We start from the raw sequence: 21119 nt of genomic DNA on the forward strand, positions 1-21119 counted from the left end.
AGTTTAGAAGGTAGCGAGGATAGAACAAGTAAGGCTTCTGGCAAATGGATAACCGATACCTCTTTCCTGCTTAATACTGGAAATACGGAATACATCATTCATGGTAATTGATCCACGTAATGCCTGCAGTCCAAGTTTTCGCACCTGCTGTTGTTTCAAATCATACGACAGATAAAGTGATTGCAACTCTACCAGGTTCTCTTTCTGAATGAAGCGGTCAGACGCGTAGGTGGTGGTCAGATCTGCAATATTCTTATAGAGCGATAAGTCACCAGGGGTAATCCAACGCATAGTAAGTGCCCTGCTATCTACATTAAAGCGAGGATCTGCGTTTTCTACTCGGTCTACCAGGGTTTGATTATACATATCGCCACCAGATTTATAATGGAAGGAGAAACTAACCATGAATTGTTTGTAGGTTACGTTGGAGCCAAAGTATCCTTCAACTTTAGGTGTATAATCTCCTATAGGTCTGGTATCATTGATATTATAAACATAGGTGAGCTTACCATCGGGAGTCTCAAAAATCTCGCGACCACTTTGAGGATCTATCCCTTTTGACTTAACACCGTAGATAGTATTATACGATTGTCCTTCTACGAAACGCAATAATGGAGTGCCCTGAGCTTTATTATTCGGATTATTCTGATAATCGTTTACCGATTCATTGTATGCTTTCAATGCCTTGGAAATCTTAACGATTGTGTTCGTATTATGTGCGAGGTTACCGGTTAGGTTTACATTCCAATCTTTATTCTTAAAGGCATTAACGGTTACATATAATTCATAACCCTTATTGGCCATATCTCCCAGATTTGCTTTGTAAGTGGAAAATCCGGTGGAAGGAGCAATATTAATGTCGGTGAGTAATCCTTTGGTGAGTTTGTAATAGTATACAGGATTCAGTACAAGTCGATCTTTGAAGAAACCTAATTCCGCACGCACTTCATAGTTGGTAGTCCGTTGCCATTTCAGGTCTTGATTTCCAAAAGCATTTACAGTAGCACCTATACCGGTCGAATACCAGTTGGCAGTCTGATAGCTATAGAATGTTCTTGCAAGGAATGGAGGAAAGTCCACCGACCCTGTAACTCCTGAAGTAGCGGCCAGTTTGAGTCTCGACATTCCTGGGAAAGCAGATTGGAAGAATTCTTCATTATGCACATTCCAACCAATACCACCAGACCAGAACGGTGCATAGCGTTGATTGGCACCAAAAGCAGAGCTTCCATCCATACGGAAAGCAGCATCAAAAAGATATTTATTCTGGAAAGAATAACTTCCGCTAAAGAAAGAACCCAGTAACCGGCTGGAGGTAATACTTCCGGCCGGAGCTGCATTGGGAGTATAGGTACGGGCAAAAGCCAGACTTGTAAATTTATCGTTCGAAAAACCTCTGGCCTGGAAGGCTTTGAAATCGGTATTGGAAGCAGTAACATTGGCTCCCAGTACTGCATTCACCGAATGGCCGCCAAACTGTTTATTATAAACGAAACGTAAATTTCCATCCAGATTAAACATCTTCGTATTGCTATAATCATAGCTACCTCTGTTTTTCAAATCATCGCCAGTTGCATTTATAAAAGCACTGCTATAGGGTGATACAAATTTATCACTGGTAGATTTGGTACTATTGAAACTCATTAAACCGACGAGACGAAGAGCTGGCGTGATTTTCCAGTCGGCCGACAAAGCATTTATAAGTTCCAGGTAATTAAACTTATCGAAGTTGCTCAAGGAAGCCTCATAGAGAGGATTATATACAGGAACATTTTTGTACTGATCGGCACCTGACAGATGGGTATCTACCCGCCAGTTTGCAATTTCCTGTTTCAGTTTTCCATCTTCTCCATAAATCGGATAGTATGGGTTCATGGTTACATAAGTACTGAAACTACCGTAGTTGGAGTTTCTGCCATTTACCTGAGTAACCGTCAATTCATTTTTAATTATGAGGTTGCGAGTTGGATTATAGGTAAAGCTCATACCACCGCTATATCTGTCACGGCCCGAATTTTTCATCACACCTGGGTCGGTCTGGTAGCGCAGGGCAATACCATACCGGAAGGTAGAATCGCCCCCTTCAGCAAACAGGGAATGTTTTTGTGATACGGCGTTTTGAAGAGGCTGACTTAGCCAATAGGTGTTAACCCCGCTGATTACATTTTTGTATTTACTATAGTATTGCTGATCCAGTTCTTCCTGTGTAGCAGCAGTGTTATTAGCGGTGCTATACAGGCCGGCAAGCCTTTCATATTCGAGTTTATCCTTTGCATTGAGTACACTATAGTCTGTGAGGTCGGGGGCAGTACCTTTTACTTCAAAATTATAGGTAAGGCGAAGCTTTCCGGGAACAGGTGCTTTAGTAGAGATAACGATAACACCGTTTGCTGCACGGGAACCATAAACAGCGGTTGCTGCGGCATCTTTTAAGATAGTGATGCTGGCAATACGGTTGATATCCATATCTACTACTTTCTGCAGGTTCACTTCAAAACCATCCATGATGAAAACAGGAAGGTTGTAAGAACTGGAGAGATTATTTCGATCAAGGATTTCACCATTTACAGAAGGTAAAGCTGTACTGCCACGAACGTTGATTTTAGGCATGGCATTAGGGTCGGACCCCAAAATATTGTTTTCAACGATTCTGAAAGACGGATCGAAAGATGCAAGCCCTTTCAGAATATTCTGCGGGTTTAGTTGCTTAAGCTGATCACCCTTTACCACAATAGCATTACCTGTGTAATTATCTTTCTTAATATTCTGATATCCTGTAACCACCACATCACTGAGTGAACTGGGATTGGGAGATAAAACCACATTAAGGGTAGCTCCTCTTACTATGACTTCTTTTTTCCGATAACCTACATAGCTGAAGATAAGGATATCGCCATCTTCTGCCTCAATGCGGAAAACACCATTGTCGCTACTCAGGGTACGGGCAGTTTTATTCTTTACAACGATTGTAACAGCTACCATTGGATCGTGGCTGATACTATCAGTAACCCGGCCGGTAATTACCTGTGCAAAAGTGTTTTCCAATTTTACAGGAGTGGCGGAAGGGATGGCAGCTGTAACTACTATTGTTTTATTTACAATAGTATATTCAAGTTTGAATTGTTTAAGGCAGGTAGAAAGCGCTTCGTCAAGCGATGCATTTTTTAGATCTATATTTAATTTTAGTTCGCCAGGATTAATTGTTCCCTTATAAAAGAAAGTATATCCAGTTTGCTTTTTTATTTCGGCAAATACATTCTCCAGGGATATGTCCTGTTTCGTTATACTAACATACTGCGTATAGGCATAAGTATGAACACCAAATATTAAAGCAAGCAGCAATAGTACTGCGGGCTTAAATAATAGAGGCAAGCGTTTCCTAACCCTTGCTCTTAGGCACAAAGGAAGGTGATGAAATTCACATTTCATTTTAAATAGATTTAGTCGATAAAAGGAGTAGTCTGACTACTGCTCAACAGTTTGTTGGTTTTTAGTAAGCGTATGATTTTCGGCGCTTATAACGGTTGGTTGTTGATTGATAAAATTTCACACATAATGATTTTTTTAGGTTGATGTTGGCACTAAGCTGGCAGTAATTGCACTGCGGACTTAAATAATAAAGACAAACGCTTCCAGCCCCTTGCACTTAGGCGCAAAGGAAAGTGATGAAATACGCATTTCATTTTAAATAGATTTAGTCGATAAAAGGAGTAGTCTCCCTACTGCTCAACAATTTATTGGTTTTAAAAAAGCGTATTATTTTCGGCGCTTATAACTGTTAGTTAATGATTAATAAAATTTCACACATAATGACTTTATTAGGTTGATGCTGGCTGGCTCTAAGTCAGCGACATTTATTTTTTGCCTGAAACAGTTATAGCGTTGCCATTGATCTCGAACCGGAGATCGTTTATTTCTAATATTCTAAGCACCTCATTCAGGTTGCTGGATCTTGATATTTCACCCACAAATTTTTCTGCAGGAATATTTCCGTTATATTTTATTTCTACATTGTACCATCGTGAAATCTGGCGCATAATAAATTGCAGGTCATCATTTTTAAATGAGAACAAATTATTCATCCAAGCAATTTCCTTACCGGTATCTACCTCCCGCTTATTCAATGCACCAGCCTCATCTCTGGCAGTTTGTGACTGTTGGCCGGGAGCCAGAGTACAGGAACTATTTCCGGCTGTTACCTTAACCGCACCCAGTAACAAAGTTGTTTTGATAATTGGTTCGTCTGAATATGCATTGATATTAAAACTGGTACCAAGAACCTGAACTTTCTGTTTGCCCGACTCCACGATGAATGGTCGTTTTGCGTCTGTATTTACATCAAAGTAGGCCTCACCCGTTAATTTAACAGTTCTGTTATCGGCGGCAAAGCTGGCAGGATAGCGTAAAGAGCTGGCTGCGTTGAGCCATACCTGTGAGCCATCTGGCAATACAACTTTGTATTTCATTCCTTTAGGTGTAGTCAGGATATTTTCACTGACTTCACTGGTACTACTTTGTTTTTGCTCCGGAGATGATTGATACACAAGGGAGCCATCTTTTTCCTTTCGGATGATAATACCTTGTTGTTCAGCTATTTGGCCGTTACTACTATCGTTTAGTTCAATAATCGCCCCATTGGCCAGCTGGAGTGTAGGCTTATCCGTACTATTTACGGTTTCCATTGTTCTTCCGGCCAGGTGTTGAGGTCCGGGCACCACGTGGCCAGCCCAATACCAGGTGGCAATGGCTGCAAAGGCAAGGATGGCAGCGGCAGCGGAGGCTTTCCATAACCAGCGTAATTTTGCTGGTTTCTGGTGGCGTTCCATTTCAAAAGCTATATTCTCCCGGATGGTAGATTTTAGAGATGTGAAACTGGCTTCATTTTCTTCAGTTATTAAATCTTCATTCACATCAAACAAATCATAATAAGTTTCAAGGAACTTTTTCTCTGTTTCATTGGCAGTTCCTTCCCTATATTTTTTAAGTAGTAGGGCGAATAAAACTTTATTTCGGTTGTCCATCTGGCCTGTTTCTATTTAGTATGAGTCAATTTTTTAAAATGCGCCCATCGGTTATTCATATATTTTTTTATAACATATGAATATGATCATTATTTAAGGGAAGAGATGATGATAGCGATTTGCATTATTATAAGAGATTCTCTCAGTTTTGAGAGGGCCTTTCCCATTTGATTACGGACGGTTTTAACAGAGATCTGCAATTCATCTGCGATTTCCTGGCTGCTGCGCCCTTCCTGAAAACGCATGTTAAAGATCAGCTGCTGTTGAGATGGCAGAGTGGCTGTTAGTGCCTCAAAGGCCGCCAGGAATTCTTTATACAGAATGTTTGAATCTGCGAGGCTGTTCGGTAACTTTAGTTTCTCCAGTTCTGCACCATCTTCCGGAATAATGGTATACCTGCTTGTCCTTTCCAGTTGTTTGAAAACACTATTTCTGGTGGCTACACGTAAATAGCCTCCCAGGTTATCGATAGGAGTATTTTTTTCCCTGGTCCAAAGCTGCACAAATACATCCTGGGCAACATCCTGCGCCAATTCTGTATGTTGCAGACGTTTGTAGGCAGTGTTGTAAACATCTTTCCAGTACCGGTTATACAAGGTATCAAAAGCGCTGGTATTTCCTTTACTTACCTCAGTTAAAAGGTCTAAATCACTTGCATTTAATAATTCATCCCGGCCCATATTTCTTTTTATTCATGAGTCCTTAGGTGCAGCTGCATAGGTGGTAGAACGGCAGTCGACTCTTATTTTATAGCGTAAAGCTAAAAATACTTTTCATGAAAAGAAGTACGATTTATATAAGAGGTGTTATTAGTTCTACTTATGGCAGTTTTGTGAAAAAAGATTTTTCATGAATTAAATTATTAATTTAATATGTTGCAAATATTATACAACCCTATCATGAATTATTCTCTCCTGTTGCATGGATTTATTACACTTCTGATTGGCAATTTTGCAGGTGTTGGTTATTCTAAATCGATCAGAAAAATTATTGCCAATGAAAATGGTTGGAAGCTCCTGCACTCTGCCACTTTAATGGGGAGTATTATGTTAATGACTTTTGCTGTATTCTTTAATGATCTGACAAGTGGCTTTCGATATTCAACTTACCTTTTTTACGCTGTTATTATTTCTAATTACTGTTTTGTAGCAGGAATGTTATTAGCCGCACTCTCTTCGGCACGCGGCCTGGATAAAAATGAGGCAGGCAGGAATAACAAAATAGTTTACTGGTTCTATTATGTTGCAGCCATTCTGTCACTGGCTTATACTTTCATCTTTATTTTTCTCCTAACGAAGAAATTAGGATAGTCAAACAACTTCTCTTACAAAATCTGCAACAAAAATCACTCTAGCCCGTCTAATGCCTTATGATCTGAAAATTATCCCTCAGGCAAGCTTTGTTTAGTCTGGTTTCCTGAGGAACCAGATTATAACTTCTAACCTAAAAATTAATATGAATGAAACCAATAATCATGGCATTATTTGCCGTATGCCTTTGCTTTGTCTTTACTGTAGCTAGTTCACAGTCATATACCCGCATTTCCGGTCGTGTAATTGATGATCAGCAGCGGCCCGTTAATGCCGCTACTGCCGCACTTCTCAAAGCAGGAACTTCTACTCCTGTAAAAATTGAATTGTCCGATAAAGATGGTCATTTTCAGTTTGAGAAACAAACTGTTGGTACTTATAGGATTATAGTAACGGCAATCGGATTTATAAAATATGAAAGCAACCCTTTTCAGGCAGATAGCTCAATAGTATTACCTGTATTCAAATTACAGAAATCAGATATAGAACTAAAAGAAGTGAATGTAACTGCCAGTAAAAAATTCATTGAACAGAAAATAGATAGAACAGTAGTAAACGTTGATGCACTGATTTCAAATGCCGGTACCACCGCACTCGATGTTCTGGAAAAATCACCGGGCGTGCAGGTAGACCTAAATGGTAACATCAGTTTAAAGGGGCTACAAGGGGTAACCATATACATCGACGATAAACAAACCTATCTTTCAGGATCGGATCTCCAGAATTATTTACGCTCACTTCCGGCATCTTTGCTTTCACAGATAGAAATTATGCCAAACCCTCCCGCTAAATACGACGCAGCCGGCAATGGTGGCATTATCAACATAAAAACATTAAAACGAAAACCCAAAGGATTCAATTTCGGATTTAACTCCGGCACACGCGTCTCGAAATATACCAGCATTAACAATAGCGCTGAATTTAATTACCGTAATAATAAAGTAAATCTCTTTGGCAATTTCTTCCATGGTACACGTAACAGTTACAATGATGTCAGCATTTTCAGAAAATACTTTAGTGACAATGGCGAACCTCTGAACTCCTTTACTCAGAACTCATACATACATCGCACCGGCTACGGATTTAGAGCAGCATTAGGGGCAGATTTCCATGCAACTGAAAAAACTACTTTAGGCATTAATACCAACGGACTTATCAGATACCCCGTTAATCTAAATACCAGCACAGGAACGATGATTAATATTCACAACAATCCGGATTCAATAATTCAATCCTTAAACCGTGAAAGCGGAGTATTAAAAAATGGGAATGTCAATCTAAATATGCGTCATGAATTCCGCAAAAACGGACCATCACTTTTAGTAAATCTGGATTATATAAATTATACAACTGAAAATGACCAAAACTTTAATAATAAAAACTATCTGTCGGATGGAACATTGAAATCAGAAGAACAACTGGTTGGTCAACTTCCTTCCAATCTTGATATATACGTTGCAAAAGCAGACTACAATCAATCATTGAGAAATGGCTTCAAACTGGAAACCGGGGTTAAAACCAGTTTTACTAAAACAAATAACATCGCCAACTATTTCAACATAATAAATAATACTTCGTATCCTGATTATGATATCACCAATCATTTCAATTATAAAGAAAATATCAACGGGGCATATATCAGCCTTAACAAGGAGTTCAAAAGGCTTAGCGTACAAACTGGATTACGTTTTGAAAATACTACTTCGAAAGGCCATCAGCTAGGCAATTTAATGAAAAGCGATTCTTCGTTTATTCGTACTTACAATAACCTTTTCCCCACAGTATTCTTACTATACAAGCTCGATACACTTAGTAATCATCAAATAAGATTCAACTATGGCAGAAGAATTGACAGACCTTACTTTCAGGATTTAAATCCATTCATTTCGCCATTGGATAAATATACCTTTTATGCGGGCAACCCATATCTGTTGCCATCTTTTTCAACCAAAGCTGAGCTATCCTATATTTTCAAAAACTGGTTAACTACCACTGTTGCCATCAGCAAAACAAAAGACCAGGTAAATGAGACCATAGAAATAATTGGAAATAATTATTACAGCCGGCCAGGGAATATCGGACAAACAACACTAATAAATTTCGGGCTGGATGCAAATCTAAACCCCCTGGCCTGGTTTAGTTTTCAGGTGAGTAGTCAGCTTACCTATGTTCACGCAAAAAGTAATTTCTACACCGGACTTCTTGATACCAGAAGTACTTACATCTTCTCACAGGGAATGCTGCAATTTAAACTTAAAAAGAAATGGACAATGCAACTGGATGGATACTTTCAGAGCAAAATGACCAGCGCACAATTTATTATTGCAAGCAGAGGGCGTGTAAATGCCGGAGTTGCAAAAGTATTATCGCCAAAAGCCACAATAAGACTAAGTATTAGTGATCTGTTTTTTACAAATATCAATGCAGGAACTATTAATAATTTGCACCTGACAGATGCAAATTTCAGAACGCTTTCAGATTCAAGATCCGCCACCTTATCATTTAGTTTAAGGTTTGGAAAATCTGTTGAAGGGCAAAAAAGAAATAACAATCAAAATACTGATGCAGAGCTAAACAGGATCAAATAAATTGTTGCGTTGATTATATTTAATTTAGTTTAGGTTGATATCAAATGTTATCCTAATTAAACACTTATCCTATTAATAGTACCATTTAATAAAAAAAAACCTCCATCTGCCATCTTAATTACATAATAATTCTTTGATGAATTAATTTTACTCTTCCCACGAACTTAAGGAACCGGATATTCTGTAGACTATTTTAAAAATTAATACTCACACACAAAATTCAACCTCATGTCAAAGATTTTGAATTGTATTTTATTATTAAGTACTGTTATTTTATTCGCCTCCTGTTCGAAAGAGGGACCAGTTGGTCCTGCTGGTCCAACCGGGGCAACAGGACCAACTGGCGCACAAGGTAATTCAAATGTAACTTCCGGAAATTTTACCCTAACAAATGCTTCATATGTCAATGATTACTGGTCGTACCAGACCGCCCCTGGCTCTGCCAGTGCAGTAGTGGCTAAAATGGCTACACAAAATATTGCGGGTATAACTAACAATATTTTTAATTCCGGAACAGTATTATTATATATAAAGCTGCCTAGTGCTTTCGGAGGTAACCCGTCTACCTGGACTCCAATGCCCTGGCAGATAGCCAGTTTTTATACTGGTTACTTAATTTATATGAATTACACCTATGATGTCGGTAAATTACGCGTTTACTATATGTATTTAGCGACCGATCATGCTCCATCTACTCCAATTCCATCCGTAACTACTGCAACAGTAACATCCTTCGATTTCAAATATGTTATTATTGCAGGTAATGCGGGAGCCAGACAAGCCGCTCCACCAGTAGATTACAACAATTATGAAGCAGTAAAAAAATATTATAACTTAGCAGATTAAACGAAAAAAGGCACCGTATAAATATTACGGTGCCTTTTTAATATTAAATACAACTTGAAAACCTCATTCGATCAGCAAAAAATCAAAAAATAAAATCCAACAATCTAATAATCAATTGTTTGAATCCTAAAATATTCATGTCAGTTTTTACATCTTTTATCACAAACGATATATTGCAACAAATAAACACTGTAGCATGAAATTGATTTTTAGGTTAACCATCCTAACGGCAGTGGGTATATTCCCACTTATTTTATCTGCACAATCCAAATTTTCTTATCAGGCAAAAGTTGGGTTCAACTATTCTACCGCTTTTGAAACAAGAGATTATATTGATGGAAGTCTTGGACATAAACCAGGATATCAGGCAGGTGTGCTTGCAGCATATAAAATTTCCAAATCGTTTTACCTGCAATCAGGGTTACAATTTACTACCAAAGGCTCTAAGCACGAAGGAGCCGATGTCTGGATTGGTTCCTCTACCCCACCAATTACCTACTGGGTTAGAAATACCAATTTAGCCTACTTACAACTACCAGTAAAAATTGGATATCGGATACATTTCAATTCTGACTTTTCTGCTGCCATTAATACCGGAGCCTATTTTTCATATGGCCTGGGCGGCAATGTTGTAAGGAAAGAGAGAACTCCGGGCTATGAAAATATTCCCAACAGAACTATAAAATATGAAAGCTTTGGCGACGAGCAGTTTAGTTTTAATCGCCCGGATATCGGACAATCCTTTGGTTGTGAATTAGCCTATAAAAGATATTCAATTGGATTTGACTATGAATTGGGGTATAAGAATATTGGAGATTTAACATTCAAAGAAACTACTAGTACCCGTGTGTATAAAAACAGGAATATGGCATTTACGATTGGATATATTTTTAAATAGCTTATAAAAACGGAGGAATGATCTGGAATCATTCCTCCTAATCCAGCTTATTATCACTTTCTTTTTAGTATCCTTCCATTTGAATTGGACTCATTTACATTATACAACACCCAGGTATCCTGATCTTTTTGCACCAGGTGGTATTTATTAGTTTCCTCTTTCATTTCCAGCTTTAATTGCCGGCTAAATACTTTTGCCTTCCTTGCTTCTTCCCATGCCCTGAATGTTGCGAATAATTCATTTTTATCATTTCGCTGCTCAATACTCTTCTCACTAATTCCTAACATATAGGTAGCATCCCAGGCTATAGATTTCGCCTGTAAATTCTCGATTACCTGAATATTCCAGTCTTTCTGGATATTCTGAATACCGAATGTACATGGGAAGTAATTACTGTTGAATGAATAACGAATATCTTTCCCTTCAATTCCCCATTTGTTATTTACCGGGTCAAACATATTATTGCCACCACCTACATTACATACACTCATATAATGCCAGTTTCCTTCAAATACACATGATCCCATTACCCGCAAATACGGAACTTCCAAATTCTTTAATTCTTCAAACAACACTCTTAAAAAGCGCTTAAAGGGGTATTGACCATGGCCCTGATAGGTAAAACTTTCGAATCCATCGAAATCGATATAGTTCATTCCTCCGTCATGCAACAATTTTGCATAGAATTTTGCGTATTCGTCACCCAGTTCAACATCAGGAATAAAACCACCGTAACAATTGACCTGTAACTTCACCAGCCTATCTTCTACCGGGTGATTTGATGCCCGGGTTTTTAGGGCCCCACGCTCTACACCGGTTAAAATATATGGCCTGGAGGTTGTTACTCCTTTATATTTGATCAATTCATCTCCTATTCTCAGCACATTCACTGTAAGCACCGAAGCATATTGAGTGGATAAACGGATGCTGTGCGAAAAGATGCTGTGAACTCAGCAGTAGCAGAAAAATGCTTAAGCACAACAGTCTAAGCAGTAACATGGTGGAATTGCTTTTCATTGTTCGATCTATAAAGTAACTGTAAATATCTGCTTAACATGAGACTTCTGCTAGAGGTAAATTACCTTCTTGTAATAGTAAATTACCAATAAAAAAAGCGCCGTCTCAAAAGAAGAGACGGCTTCAAAAATCAAAACATTTCTTCATTCCTCTTAACTCAATATATAACAACGCTTATCACTTTATTAAATTTACCCTTTCTTCTTAGGTTTAGGAATCACTTTTTTACCTACCGGATCTTTCAGGTAAATTCCGTTAGTTTTAATATCGGTTTTTTCGATCAGTTCCTGATCCAGGGTAATTCTTCCTTTTTTAATTTCAAAAAATTGTGACGGAACATAATACATTGAATCGGCTGATGGATAAGTTTCAGTAAGATCTACTCCTCCGAATTCCAGGTTCCCGTCGCGGTCGTAGTCTTTTACATCAGAGACTACTGCATTGGCTACAGAATCTGCAATGGAATGGTCTATATTAAATACGTATAATCTGTTTTTATTTGGACTTCCATCAACCTCCAGAAACAGGAAAACAGATCTGCCATCTTCTATCAGCTTGTTTCGTCTGCTTGCATAGACAATATTATCGTTCTGAAATTTGTAGGTCTTATTCCCATTTACAAAGATCTGACCTTTATAAATGGTAATCAGTTGTTTCTGGCTACTTGTGTAATGTAGCTCGTTAGGATTCTTTTGGGCAGTAGCGGTGCCAGCAAAAGCAATAAATAGGCAGAATAAAAATAGATAGTATTTCATAGTTGTATAAATATTGGCTCCAATTTAGAAAAAAGCGCTGGTAATCAGAAAAGAATTGTAAGGAGAAATGATTCTAAATTGCAGTTACTTTTAATCTCAAAAAGAAATGTAATGGCTTTTTATCAATTTATTCAGGAACAGCAGTTACCTGTAAGTATGGAAGCAATATGGGATTATATTTCATCCCCAGATAACCTTAAGGAAATTACGCCGGAGTATATGGACTTTAAAGTAACCAGCCTGGCACCTTCCGATAAGATGTATCCGGGGTTAATTATTACCTACATCATTAAACCTTTACTAAATATTCCACTCAAATGGATGACCGAAATTACACAGGTAAAAGACATGGAATATTTTGTTGATGAACAAAAGATTGGTCCATATAGGCTGTGGCATCATCAGCACAGGTTTAAGGAAATTGAAGGTGGTGTATTAATGACAGATATTGTTACCTATGCCCCTCCTTTTGGCTTTTTAGGTGCAATTGCTAATAAATTATTCCTAAAAAAACAGCTTAAAGAATTATTTGAATATAGAACCAAAGCCTTGGAAAAACGCTTTGGCAAATTTAATTAGGCGTAACTTTATAGTATAAATGTTACCAGCATGGTAGACACTTATCTTGCATATCCGGCACCACAGCTGAAAGATTATATTAAATGTTATACATTAAGGGAGATCGAGTGCCGCGACAATCCGATTATCAAACCCTTATGGGCAAACGATACCTCATTTTTGGCTTTCTGGCTAAAAAAAGAACCCGTTGCATATTACCGAAACGATGAAAGAATAGCCGTAAACATGGAAGCCAGACCCTTGTTTGGAGTTCATACACAATATGGAGGATACCAGGTATTTGGTGGAAGTTATAAGTTTGTTGGAGTAGAATTTAAAGATAATGGCTGTTACTCCCTTTTTAAGGTACCTATGCAATACCTCCGAAATCAGTTATTGAACAGTGATGATGTTATTGGAAAAGAAATCAGATTCCTGGAAGAAGCATTCAGCGAATGTTACAATATGCAGAGAATTAAAGAGGTGGCAGATAAATTCTTCATACAACAACTCTATAGAACAACACACAAAGACGTAGAAAACAGAATTACTGAAGCCTGTAAGATTCTCAAACATCAGCAATTTTCCAGTATCCGGGAAATTGCCGATGCGCTGAATATGAGCATGAGAAGCTTCGAAATACAATTTCTGAATCAGATAGGAATGTCGCCTATAGCATATGCCAGATTAAAGCGGTTTCAGCGAGCCATCAATTGTAAAATCAAAGACCCTTCAAGTAGCTGGACCAGCATTGCCCATCATTGTAATTATTTTGATCAAAATCATTTCATCAAGGATTTTAAAATATACACAGGCGATAGTCCCTCCAAACTCTTTCAAAATCAGCCTCCTCCTACAGAAAACATAATCAGACTGGTATAGCAAAAAACTGCGCTTTTTTACTATTTCTGCAAAAGTGATCGCTTCACCTTTGCAATAAATAGTTGTCAATCATGAAAACACTTGCTTTATTGGTCTTATCGGGAACAGCTATGCGTTTTGGTGCGCCTCAGATACCAGAAAAAATCAGTTTCAATTATGAAATTGTACAGCAAACAAAAAACCAGGCGACCGGTAATATCGAAAAAACCACCTATTATTTCACTAAAGACGGTAATTATGCAGAAGTAACAACCAACTCAGGCCAATCCCTAATTTATGTAAAAGACGGGCCAACCCTGATGGTTGATGATAAGAAAAAAAACATCACCACTTTCTCACTCCCTTCGCTTTTGGGTAGTAAAAATACCCCAGCTTCCAAAATGCCTGCTAAGCCAGGCGCTCTTCAATTAGTACCAGGTAACGCTACCAAAACAATATGCGGATACAATGCCAAATCCTATACTGCCAAAGATCCTGCTAAAGGCAATGTTACTTTCTGGTATCTGCAGTTGAACTTTGACCCTTCCATTATTTATAAAATGGGATTAAGCAGTAAACGGGAACTCAACAATCCTGATAGTCCGATTGGCGTTGCAGTAACACACCCAGACTATTTATTGGCTGAAGTTTCTGATCCAAAAGATAAATCGCTGGAAACGCTTAGTGTTAAAAACACTTCATATGTTTTCTCTACGGCCGGTTATGAAATTAAAGATATGACTAACAAAAATATGAGCGAAATTCTTCGTTCCAATCATTAGAAGATTTATAACTAACCTACACTATACATCTGAACCCCAAATATTCACAAATGAAAAAAGGCCCGTAAAGGGCCTCTTTTCTATCCTAGAATTCATTGATATATTAATTGCGTCTGCCTGTTAATATAATGGCAAATGAAGCTCTTACCCCTACTCTTTCTTCCGTCGAAACACCAGGGCCTGGCTTTACATGCATTTCAACACCAAAAGCTGTACCTAATGCTTTGCTCAGACCTTCCCTTCTAAATCCAAATCTGGCTCCTACCTTATTAAGTGGAGATGTAACAGAAAGGTTTTCGGTTAATTGTTCTCCGTTCGGTGAAGGATAGTAGTAAGTGATATCCGAATATTTCATGGAAGGAGCATATAGTACATCCAGATAAAAATCTACCACCGAGCTAATATCCCTGTAGCCTTTCAGAGTTTTATCTTTCAATTCTATCTTTAAGTCCTTAACCAGAGACAGGCCCAAACCACCTGCCACAATATTTGAATTAAGCATAACAGAAGATTCGCCAAAATACCTTTGCAGAGGCTCTCCTCCTGGTGTTGTCATTAATGGTTTATCCGTTGTTAAAGGCAAACCGGAAATTGATTCCAGTATTCTATTTTCATGAATAAAGCCAGCACGCAAATTCATAGCCACTACTTTATTTCCACTTATAGTAGGCACCAAAACTCCATCACCACGTCTGGCTATTTTTACCTTATAATCAGTTTTACTTTCCCGGTTGATCACAGGAATGCTTCCCATTACCTCAAAACGGGAATCGTTAGTCGGATTGCTGGGTATTCCGTAAGATGCATAACTTCCTGCAGGAGGTTTTGTAGCGCGGTGATTATCATTCAACAGGTAATACAGACTCTGCTCGTAATTTGCTCTTATACGTGCATTACCCGGAAAACTGTAAAAAGCACCTAGTCCAACCCCCACTGAAGGAGAGTAGGAGTAGATATCCACTACTACAGGAGTTGCTTCAATACCCCAAAGTTTCAAATCCTTTGGCTCATTACGGAGTATAGTATAATACTTAGGAGCTTTTTTAGGCTTCTTGTTCTTATTATCCACACTCTCATTTTTCAAATCTGCATTTTTTGCTAAGGAACTATCTTCTTTCGGAGTCGTATCCTTAGGCAAAGGAACATAACACTTAATATTGTATTGCCTGAATGCTTCTTTCAGATTCTTATCTGCCTGCTTTTTATATTTCTGACGAATTATTGCTCCTGCAATCATAGTTCCGAACCCGGTACCTAAGAAAGAAGCAAATGTAGGGATTGAATTTCCCTGACGTGCTGCCAATATCAATCCCGTGAGCGCCAGCGCTCCTCCTGCACCGAAGGAACCCAATGTCCATCTGTTGAAAGTATTGATATTAGTTTTATAGCCGTCTAATTGTAGCAAAGCTGTCGGGCAGTTCGAAAAATAGCTTCTCAGAAGCGGTGAATTCTGTGTCAGCGGGAAATCATTTGCCCCATCAGTTCTAATGTAAGGATCTAAATACTGGTAGCCCTTATTTGTGGTATAGGTTTTATAAACCAATTCTACTTTGGTATGACTTGGATTAGCCACCTTCTTACTCACTGGGTTTGGCTGAACAGCAGAATCGCTTTGGGCATTTAGTGTAAACGACAATGTTATCAATAACAGAAAAGGGATAACATTCACAAGTAATTTCATAACAGTATAGGGTTTAAGAGGCGCAAATTTACATTTATTTAAATGGCCCTAACAAACAAATTATGACTGGATAAGATATTTATACCTTATCCAGTCAACTAATTATCTTACTTTATTACTTTCTCCAAAGTAGCAATTAAAGCATCCCCTCTCAGGTCTTTAGCAATCACTTTGCCCTGTGGATCTACCAGGAAGTTGAAAGGAACCCCTTTAATGCCAAATTTATCGACCAGTGGACTTTTCCAACCTTTCAGATCACTCAGCTGCGTCCAGGTAAGTCCGTCTGCTTCCACAGCTTTCAGCCACTTTTCTTTGTCGGTATCCAACGAAGCGCCTATTACCTCAAAACCTTTCTCATGAAACTTAGCATAGGCATTTCTGACGTTTGGATTTTCCTTTCTGCAAGGACCGCACCAGCTAGCCCAAACGTCTACCAATACATATTTTCCTTTAAAATCTGAAAGTTTCACTTCTTTACCATCAGCATCCGGGAAACTAAAATCAGGTTTAGTTCCTACTGCCGTCTTAGCCTGAATAGCCATAAACCGGCCAATAGATTTTCCGTAAGGTGATGCCTTAGCTTTTGCACCCAGTTTACCATAGTATTTAGTTACTTTAGGAACATTCGGGTAATTGACATACCGGTCTTCTATTACAAAGGCAGTTACGGGGGAATTGGCATCCTTACCAACGATCAATGCTACTGCGCTATCCAAACGTTTTTCGAGATCAGCAAAACCAGCATCTATTTGTGCTTTGACTTCTGGTGCCGCCTCCACCTTTCCACGTTGGGTAGCCGAATCCGATGCTCTGTATAAGGTACCGGCATCCGCCACTATTGCGCTCCAATTCTCTTCCCAAACAGAATATAATGCCTGTGATTTACCTGCATTTACAGTAGCATTTTTAAAGGTTACCCCTGTAGTTGTAATGGTTGTTGTGCCTTCATCTATAAAGAACAGTTTATAATCATAACTGCCTTTTACATTTAATGCCAATAGTTCAGGGCCTTTTATTTTAGGTGTAAATGTTACCAGACCCTCTTTAACAACAGCAGAATCTACATGCCGTTTACCATCCAGATCGTAGGAACAATAAATAGTATCGTTCGATGGTTTTACGGGAAATTTTACTTTAACGATAAAAGCGGCATGAGCAAATGTTGTAAGGCTTATGAAAATTGTTGTAAGGGTTATTATCTTTTTCATTTTTATTTATATTTCATTTGAATAATCTTTCCGAATCCATCATATTTCCTGTATGCAGAATCACCGGCAACCAAACCATTCACAGTTAATTTGAAATTATATGCCCGTCCTTTATTTCCATCATAAGTGCCTACCATCATTGTAGATTTTGAATAGTTTGCATCAATGCTCATTGCGGTAACTGCTTCTCCGGCTGGCAGGGAAAATATCTGCGTAGCACTATTAGGCCCAACTTCGTAGAGGTAGATTTTATTTCCGGCGGCATAGTACAGGTAATCCAATTGTAAGGAGGAAACAAAAGCTGTTGCGTTAGCAATATCCGGTGCATTCATCAACTGCTTACGTTTGGCTGCAGCGGCAGTAGCCAGATTAAGCTGAAAGAGATAGCGCCCGGTACCAGCATCTTTTAATACAGTATTGTACTCATAGTTATTGGAAGTTGGTCCTGCATATACAAAATCGAGACCTACCTTATTGGCATCAAAAGGAGTACCATCCACAGAGTCCGGCAAATGCACCATGTTTGCTGTAATATCATAGGTAGGACCACGTAACCCAACAAATCTTTTTCCTTTGGTATCGTAAAACACAGCCATATAACGGTTGGTATTAAAGTCGCCGGTCATAATTACCGGAGCTGCTGCATAACTTGTTTTTCCATCCAACAGCAATTCTGCTCCATAGAGTACATCTCCCGGAAATCCTCCATATCGTTTAATATGTACCAAACCATTATTGATGAAAATCCCTGCACTAACACTAGTACTTGTTTCAGTAAATACCAGATTACGCATAGGTTTCTCTACAGCAGGCAGATTAAAAAACCAGTTACTGAACTGTTTAACCTTAGCAAAACTGGTTGGACTTACTTCAAGGCCCTGGTTACCAGTCATCAGATAAATTTCATTTGGTACTGCCTTCCTGTTGATATCAAGATTCTGTAAATCGGCAGGCAGTGGGCTTCCGTTTGATGCTTCATAAATATGATGAAACATGCGGCCGGTAGGAGATAATAAACTTACATCCCCACTCCCGGCGTATTGCTGCACAAACATCCATCCTTCACTCAGGTTAGTGCCTACTTTCAGATCATAAAATAAATAACTGCTTATTGCCGTATTGTTATCAGTTACTTTATAAATCAATCTGTACTGCCCCGGCACCAAAGAAATCACGGTATCCAGATTTTGTTTGTCCGACAACGTATAAACATCAAAATGCTGACTCGCCAGGTTTGGATCAATAGCTCTGGCCGTCCACTCATACTTAAGCTGATTCTGATTTACCGGTAAGGATTGTTTCAGTTGCGGCTGAATCTTTAAGGTATCAAATTGTAGTACTGTATAGCTGGTGGTATCGCTTAACTGAATATTGTTAATATCAGTATACCGATAATTTCCTTTGTCTTTATAGCAGGCCGCCAACATTAAAATACAGGCTAAACCTAAAAGGAATTTATTTTTAAATAGCTTCATTACGATCGGTTGATATTGATAAATCAATAGGTTAAGGAAAAACTATCCTTATACCATTTTCATCCAGCAGAGGGCCGTTTGTTTCTTCATATTCGGCCAATGCTACTTTACACTTCGAGGCCATAGCAGCCATTTCAGACGGTAATATGCCCGCATAATTTGTTCGTTTAAGGGTAGTTACCATAAACCTGAATTTCACCATGGAGAAAGCACCAAATGTTACATTCAGGGAGTATGTCCATGTAGGAGGTAATACCTGGTCTGTTATTGCAACAGTGAACTTGCGAAAATCGTCGTATCCCGGCTTAAAATCTTTCGATTGCTGAATTACTACATACAGCCGTTTCACTTGTGTTTGCATTTCACTTTTGCGTAAAACGTATACCTGTATAGAATCTGTAAAATGTCCGGCTCTTACAATCTTTGGCCCAAAAGTAAAGTCTACCCCTTCTTTGGCAGTGGAACTATCTGCTACCAATAACTGTACTGCTCTATCATACGTTGCAGGATCTCCCATAATTCTCAATGGCAGGTAAACAGTGTCTTTTATTTGCTCCAGTGGTGCAAGAATAAAATTATAGATGATAGAATCACCAGGTCTGGAATTCGTTCTTGAATAGAAATAAATACCCGGATCATTTTGATACATCAGCAGATCCTTATCCTGTTTGCAACTGCTAAAATGTAGTAGTAATAAGAATGTGGTTAGTATATAAATTAATGATTTCATGTTGATAAGTCTTATCTGAATTCAATTTCATTCTGTGGCATTGGAAATACAAACAGTGCATTTCCGGAAATACCGGCACCCGGAATAGTGATATTCTTACGCTTATAGTAGTAGAACAACTGTCCTTCTCCAAAATATTCCTTTGCATATTCCTTAGCTATAACGGCATTTACATCTTCTATAGTAGTACCTGTAAACGCAGGAAGGTAACGACCTGTAACTCTAAATCCATCTAAGTATTTTTTGGCCGTAGCTACATCCGTTGCCGCTTCTGCTGCTATTAAATACATTTCAGAAAGGCGGATTACAGGCATGCGATACTGAATAACATTATCTACTTTTCTGAACTTCGCCAGAAAACGGGTAGTAGATCCCGCCTCCAGTTCCCACCATAACTTAACTCTTGGATCAGCCCCATATCCCTGTACATTTGTTTCATAAATACTGTTCAACTTTGCTTCTGTGAGAAACAGATAATGATAATTAGGAAGAGTTGCTCCATTCGCTGTAGGAGTGAAGTAAGTATCTGATGTGGCATTAAGATCATATGAATAAAGCGAGAAAATACATTCGGATGGCAATACCCGGAAAGGCTTGCTGGCATTAATCTCGGCGGCAGATACAAATCTGAACAGGGTACTACTTATCACTTTATCTGCATAGCTCAATGCGTTGGAAGCATCTCCCTTATAGAGATAAACTCTTGCCATTGTTGCTCTGATTGCCCATAAGCTGAAGTTATAACTATCCCCTGTTGTTGAATCATTTTTCAAGACCTCTTCCGCCGACTTCAGATCACTGATACAGTTATCAATAACCTGGGTAGTAGTAAGACTGGCAGAGGGCTTTACACTGAAATCTTTCACATAAGGAATAGCTTTTGCATTTGCATCAGCAGTATAAGAAGCAGCAAACATTCTTAGCAAATCGAAATGCAAAAAGGCACGCATTCCCAGCGCTTCACCCTTAAGCCTTTGAAACGATTGCTCTGAAGCAAAGAGTTGCTTAGCTCCGTCTATATGCTTTAATAACAAATTAAGCTGTGCAATACCCCCATACATTTCAGACCAGATGGCAGAGATATTTGTTTGCATGCTTGTTTCACTGTAGTTAAATGTAGCAGCAGGATAGAAATCATGAAAGGTATTAGTCAACACATTATCATACCGGCGTGCCAATACATCCATTAAAGACACTGTAAGCATCTCTCCATATAACTTACGTTGAGCTGCTTTGGTATAAACACCCCGCATCACATCTCTGAATCCCTGTTCATTAGAAAACAGCTCACTTTCAGACATCTGTGCAGTAGGTTTTACATCCAGCCATTTCTTACAGGATGCGAAACTCAGACTTATGAAAATCAATAATAAAACTTTGCTCCTCATA

General features: G+C 38.6%; 17 protein-coding genes. 7 read left to right on the forward strand and 10 right to left on the reverse strand.

Annotated elements, in window-relative coordinates:
• Nucleotides 1-3: 3 nt before the first annotated feature.
• The 3 genes from DVR12_RS19100 to DVR12_RS19110 all read right to left on the reverse strand — a co-directional run bounded on the left by DVR12_RS19100 (nt 4) and on the right by DVR12_RS19110 (nt 5701).
• On the reverse strand, nt 4-3429 hold the full coding sequence (locus tag DVR12_RS19100) for a SusC/RagA family TonB-linked outer membrane protein (RefSeq protein WP_116977387.1): 3426 nt from the start codon (nt 3427-3429) through the stop codon (nt 4-6).
• A gap of 425 nt (nt 3430-3854) precedes the next feature.
• Nucleotides 3855-5021, reverse strand: a complete 1167-nt coding sequence (locus DVR12_RS19105) for a FecR family protein (protein ID WP_116977388.1) — start codon at nt 5019-5021, stop codon at nt 3855-3857.
• 89 nt (nt 5022-5110) lie between these two features.
• Nucleotides 5111-5701, reverse strand: coding sequence for an RNA polymerase sigma factor (locus DVR12_RS19110; RefSeq protein ID WP_116977389.1), 591 nt, complete (start codon nt 5699-5701; stop codon nt 5111-5113).
• A gap of 192 nt (nt 5702-5893) precedes the next feature.
• Between DVR12_RS19110 and DVR12_RS19115 the strand changes: the two genes are divergently transcribed.
• The 4 genes from DVR12_RS19115 to DVR12_RS19130 all read left to right on the forward strand — a co-directional run bounded on the left by DVR12_RS19115 (nt 5894) and on the right by DVR12_RS19130 (nt 10663).
• Nucleotides 5894-6331, forward strand: coding sequence for a hypothetical protein (locus DVR12_RS19115; protein WP_116977390.1), 438 nt, complete (start codon nt 5894-5896; stop codon nt 6329-6331).
• A 149-nt stretch (nt 6332-6480) separates the two neighbouring features.
• Entirely contained in the window at nt 6481-8919 is a 2439-nt protein-coding gene (locus DVR12_RS19120; protein ID WP_116977391.1) for a TonB-dependent receptor, read from the forward strand.
• A gap of 228 nt (nt 8920-9147) precedes the next feature.
• The gene (locus tag DVR12_RS19125; RefSeq protein ID WP_116977392.1) at nt 9148-9765 is read left to right on the forward strand and encodes a collagen-like triple helix repeat-containing protein; all 618 of its coding nucleotides are present in this window, start codon (nt 9148-9150) and stop codon (nt 9763-9765) included.
• A gap of 196 nt (nt 9766-9961) precedes the next feature.
• A complete protein-coding gene (locus DVR12_RS19130; RefSeq protein WP_116977393.1) occupies nt 9962-10663 on the forward strand; it encodes an outer membrane beta-barrel protein in 702 nt (233 codons plus the stop codon).
• A 53-nt stretch (nt 10664-10716) separates the two neighbouring features.
• Here the strand turns inward: DVR12_RS19130 and DVR12_RS19135 are convergent, their stop codons facing one another.
• Nucleotides 10717-11562: a hypothetical protein gene (locus DVR12_RS19135; protein ID WP_116977394.1), complete on the reverse strand. Its 846-nt coding sequence runs from the start codon at nt 11560-11562 to the stop codon at nt 10717-10719.
• Nucleotides 11563-11871: 309 nt separating this feature from the next.
• On the reverse strand, nt 11872-12435 hold the full coding sequence (locus DVR12_RS19140) for a hypothetical protein (protein WP_116977395.1): 564 nt from the start codon (nt 12433-12435) through the stop codon (nt 11872-11874).
• 111 nt (nt 12436-12546) lie between these two features.
• Here DVR12_RS19140 and DVR12_RS19145 point away from each other — a divergent pair, with 111 nt between their 5' ends.
• From DVR12_RS19145 to DVR12_RS19155, 3 genes are all read left to right on the forward strand, one after another.
• A complete protein-coding gene (locus DVR12_RS19145) occupies nt 12547-13014 on the forward strand; it encodes an SRPBCC family protein (protein WP_116977396.1) in 468 nt (155 codons plus the stop codon).
• Nucleotides 13015-13044: 30 nt separating this feature from the next.
• A complete protein-coding gene (locus tag DVR12_RS19150; RefSeq protein WP_116977397.1) occupies nt 13045-13875 on the forward strand; it encodes a helix-turn-helix domain-containing protein in 831 nt (276 codons plus the stop codon).
• A gap of 71 nt (nt 13876-13946) precedes the next feature.
• The gene (locus DVR12_RS19155; RefSeq protein WP_116977398.1) at nt 13947-14636 is read left to right on the forward strand and encodes a hypothetical protein; all 690 of its coding nucleotides are present in this window, start codon (nt 13947-13949) and stop codon (nt 14634-14636) included.
• 103 nt (nt 14637-14739) lie between these two features.
• On the opposite strand, the gene DVR12_RS19160 is transcribed toward DVR12_RS19155, so the two are convergent.
• From DVR12_RS19160 to DVR12_RS19180, 5 genes are all read right to left on the reverse strand, one after another.
• Nucleotides 14740-16317 carry a hypothetical protein gene (locus DVR12_RS19160; RefSeq protein ID WP_116977399.1) on the reverse strand — a complete coding sequence of 526 codons (1578 nt, stop codon included), beginning with the start codon at nt 16315-16317 and terminating at the stop codon, nt 14740-14742.
• A 107-nt stretch (nt 16318-16424) separates the two neighbouring features.
• Nucleotides 16425-17525: a TlpA disulfide reductase family protein gene (locus tag DVR12_RS19165; protein WP_116977400.1), complete on the reverse strand. Its 1101-nt coding sequence runs from the start codon at nt 17523-17525 to the stop codon at nt 16425-16427.
• Nucleotides 17526-17527: 2 nt separating this feature from the next.
• Complete coding sequence (locus DVR12_RS19170) at nt 17528-19000, reverse strand: PKD-like family lipoprotein (RefSeq protein WP_116977401.1); 1473 nt, start codon at nt 18998-19000, stop codon at nt 17528-17530.
• Between the two features lie 31 nt (nt 19001-19031).
• Complete coding sequence (locus tag DVR12_RS19175; protein ID WP_116977402.1) at nt 19032-19730, reverse strand: DUF4843 domain-containing protein; 699 nt, start codon at nt 19728-19730, stop codon at nt 19032-19034.
• Nucleotides 19731-19741: 11 nt separating this feature from the next.
• On the reverse strand, nt 19742-21118 hold the full coding sequence (locus tag DVR12_RS19180) for a RagB/SusD family nutrient uptake outer membrane protein (protein ID WP_116977403.1): 1377 nt from the start codon (nt 21116-21118) through the stop codon (nt 19742-19744).
• Nucleotide 21119 lies beyond the last annotated feature (1 nt).

The sequence above is a fragment of the Chitinophaga silvatica genome, assembly GCF_003419895.1.
GTDB classification, from domain to species: domain Bacteria; phylum Bacteroidota; class Bacteroidia; order Chitinophagales; family Chitinophagaceae; genus Chitinophaga; species Chitinophaga silvatica.

Bases quoted from the DNA above. Each gene is read 5' to 3' on its own strand.
- DVR12_RS19130 (WP_116977393.1), top strand. From the start codon at position 9,962: ATGAAATTGATTTTTAGGTTAACCATCCTAACGGCAGTGGGTATATTC.
- DVR12_RS19110 (WP_116977389.1), bottom strand. From the start codon at position 5,701: ATGGGCCGGGATGAATTATTAAATGCAAGTGATTTAGACCTTTTAACT.
- DVR12_RS19175 (WP_116977402.1), bottom strand. From the start codon at position 19,730: ATGAAATCATTAATTTATATACTAACCACATTCTTATTACTACTACAT.
- DVR12_RS19100 (WP_116977387.1), bottom strand. From the start codon at position 3,429: ATGAAATGTGAATTTCATCACCTTCCTTTGTGCCTAAGAGCAAGGGTT.
- DVR12_RS19165 (WP_116977400.1), bottom strand. From the start codon at position 17,525: ATGAAAAAGATAATAACCCTTACAACAATTTTCATAAGCCTTACAACA.
- DVR12_RS19160 (WP_116977399.1), bottom strand. From the start codon at position 16,317: ATGAAATTACTTGTGAATGTTATCCCTTTTCTGTTATTGATAACATTG.
- DVR12_RS19155 (WP_116977398.1), top strand. From the start codon at position 13,947: ATGAAAACACTTGCTTTATTGGTCTTATCGGGAACAGCTATGCGTTTT.
- DVR12_RS19150 (WP_116977397.1), top strand. From the start codon at position 13,045: ATGGTAGACACTTATCTTGCATATCCGGCACCACAGCTGAAAGATTAT.
- DVR12_RS19120 (WP_116977391.1), top strand. From the start codon at position 6,481: ATGAAACCAATAATCATGGCATTATTTGCCGTATGCCTTTGCTTTGTC.
- DVR12_RS19105 (WP_116977388.1), bottom strand. From the start codon at position 5,021: ATGGACAACCGAAATAAAGTTTTATTCGCCCTACTACTTAAAAAATAT.
- DVR12_RS19170 (WP_116977401.1), bottom strand. From the start codon at position 19,000: ATGAAGCTATTTAAAAATAAATTCCTTTTAGGTTTAGCCTGTATTTTA.
- DVR12_RS19115 (WP_116977390.1), top strand. From the start codon at position 5,894: ATGTTGCAAATATTATACAACCCTATCATGAATTATTCTCTCCTGTTG.
- DVR12_RS19180 (WP_116977403.1), bottom strand. From the start codon at position 21,118: ATGAGGAGCAAAGTTTTATTATTGATTTTCATAAGTCTGAGTTTCGCA.
- DVR12_RS19145 (WP_116977396.1), top strand. From the start codon at position 12,547: ATGGCTTTTTATCAATTTATTCAGGAACAGCAGTTACCTGTAAGTATG.
- DVR12_RS19125 (WP_116977392.1), top strand. From the start codon at position 9,148: ATGTCAAAGATTTTGAATTGTATTTTATTATTAAGTACTGTTATTTTA.
- DVR12_RS19140 (WP_116977395.1), bottom strand. From the start codon at position 12,435: ATGAAATACTATCTATTTTTATTCTGCCTATTTATTGCTTTTGCTGGC.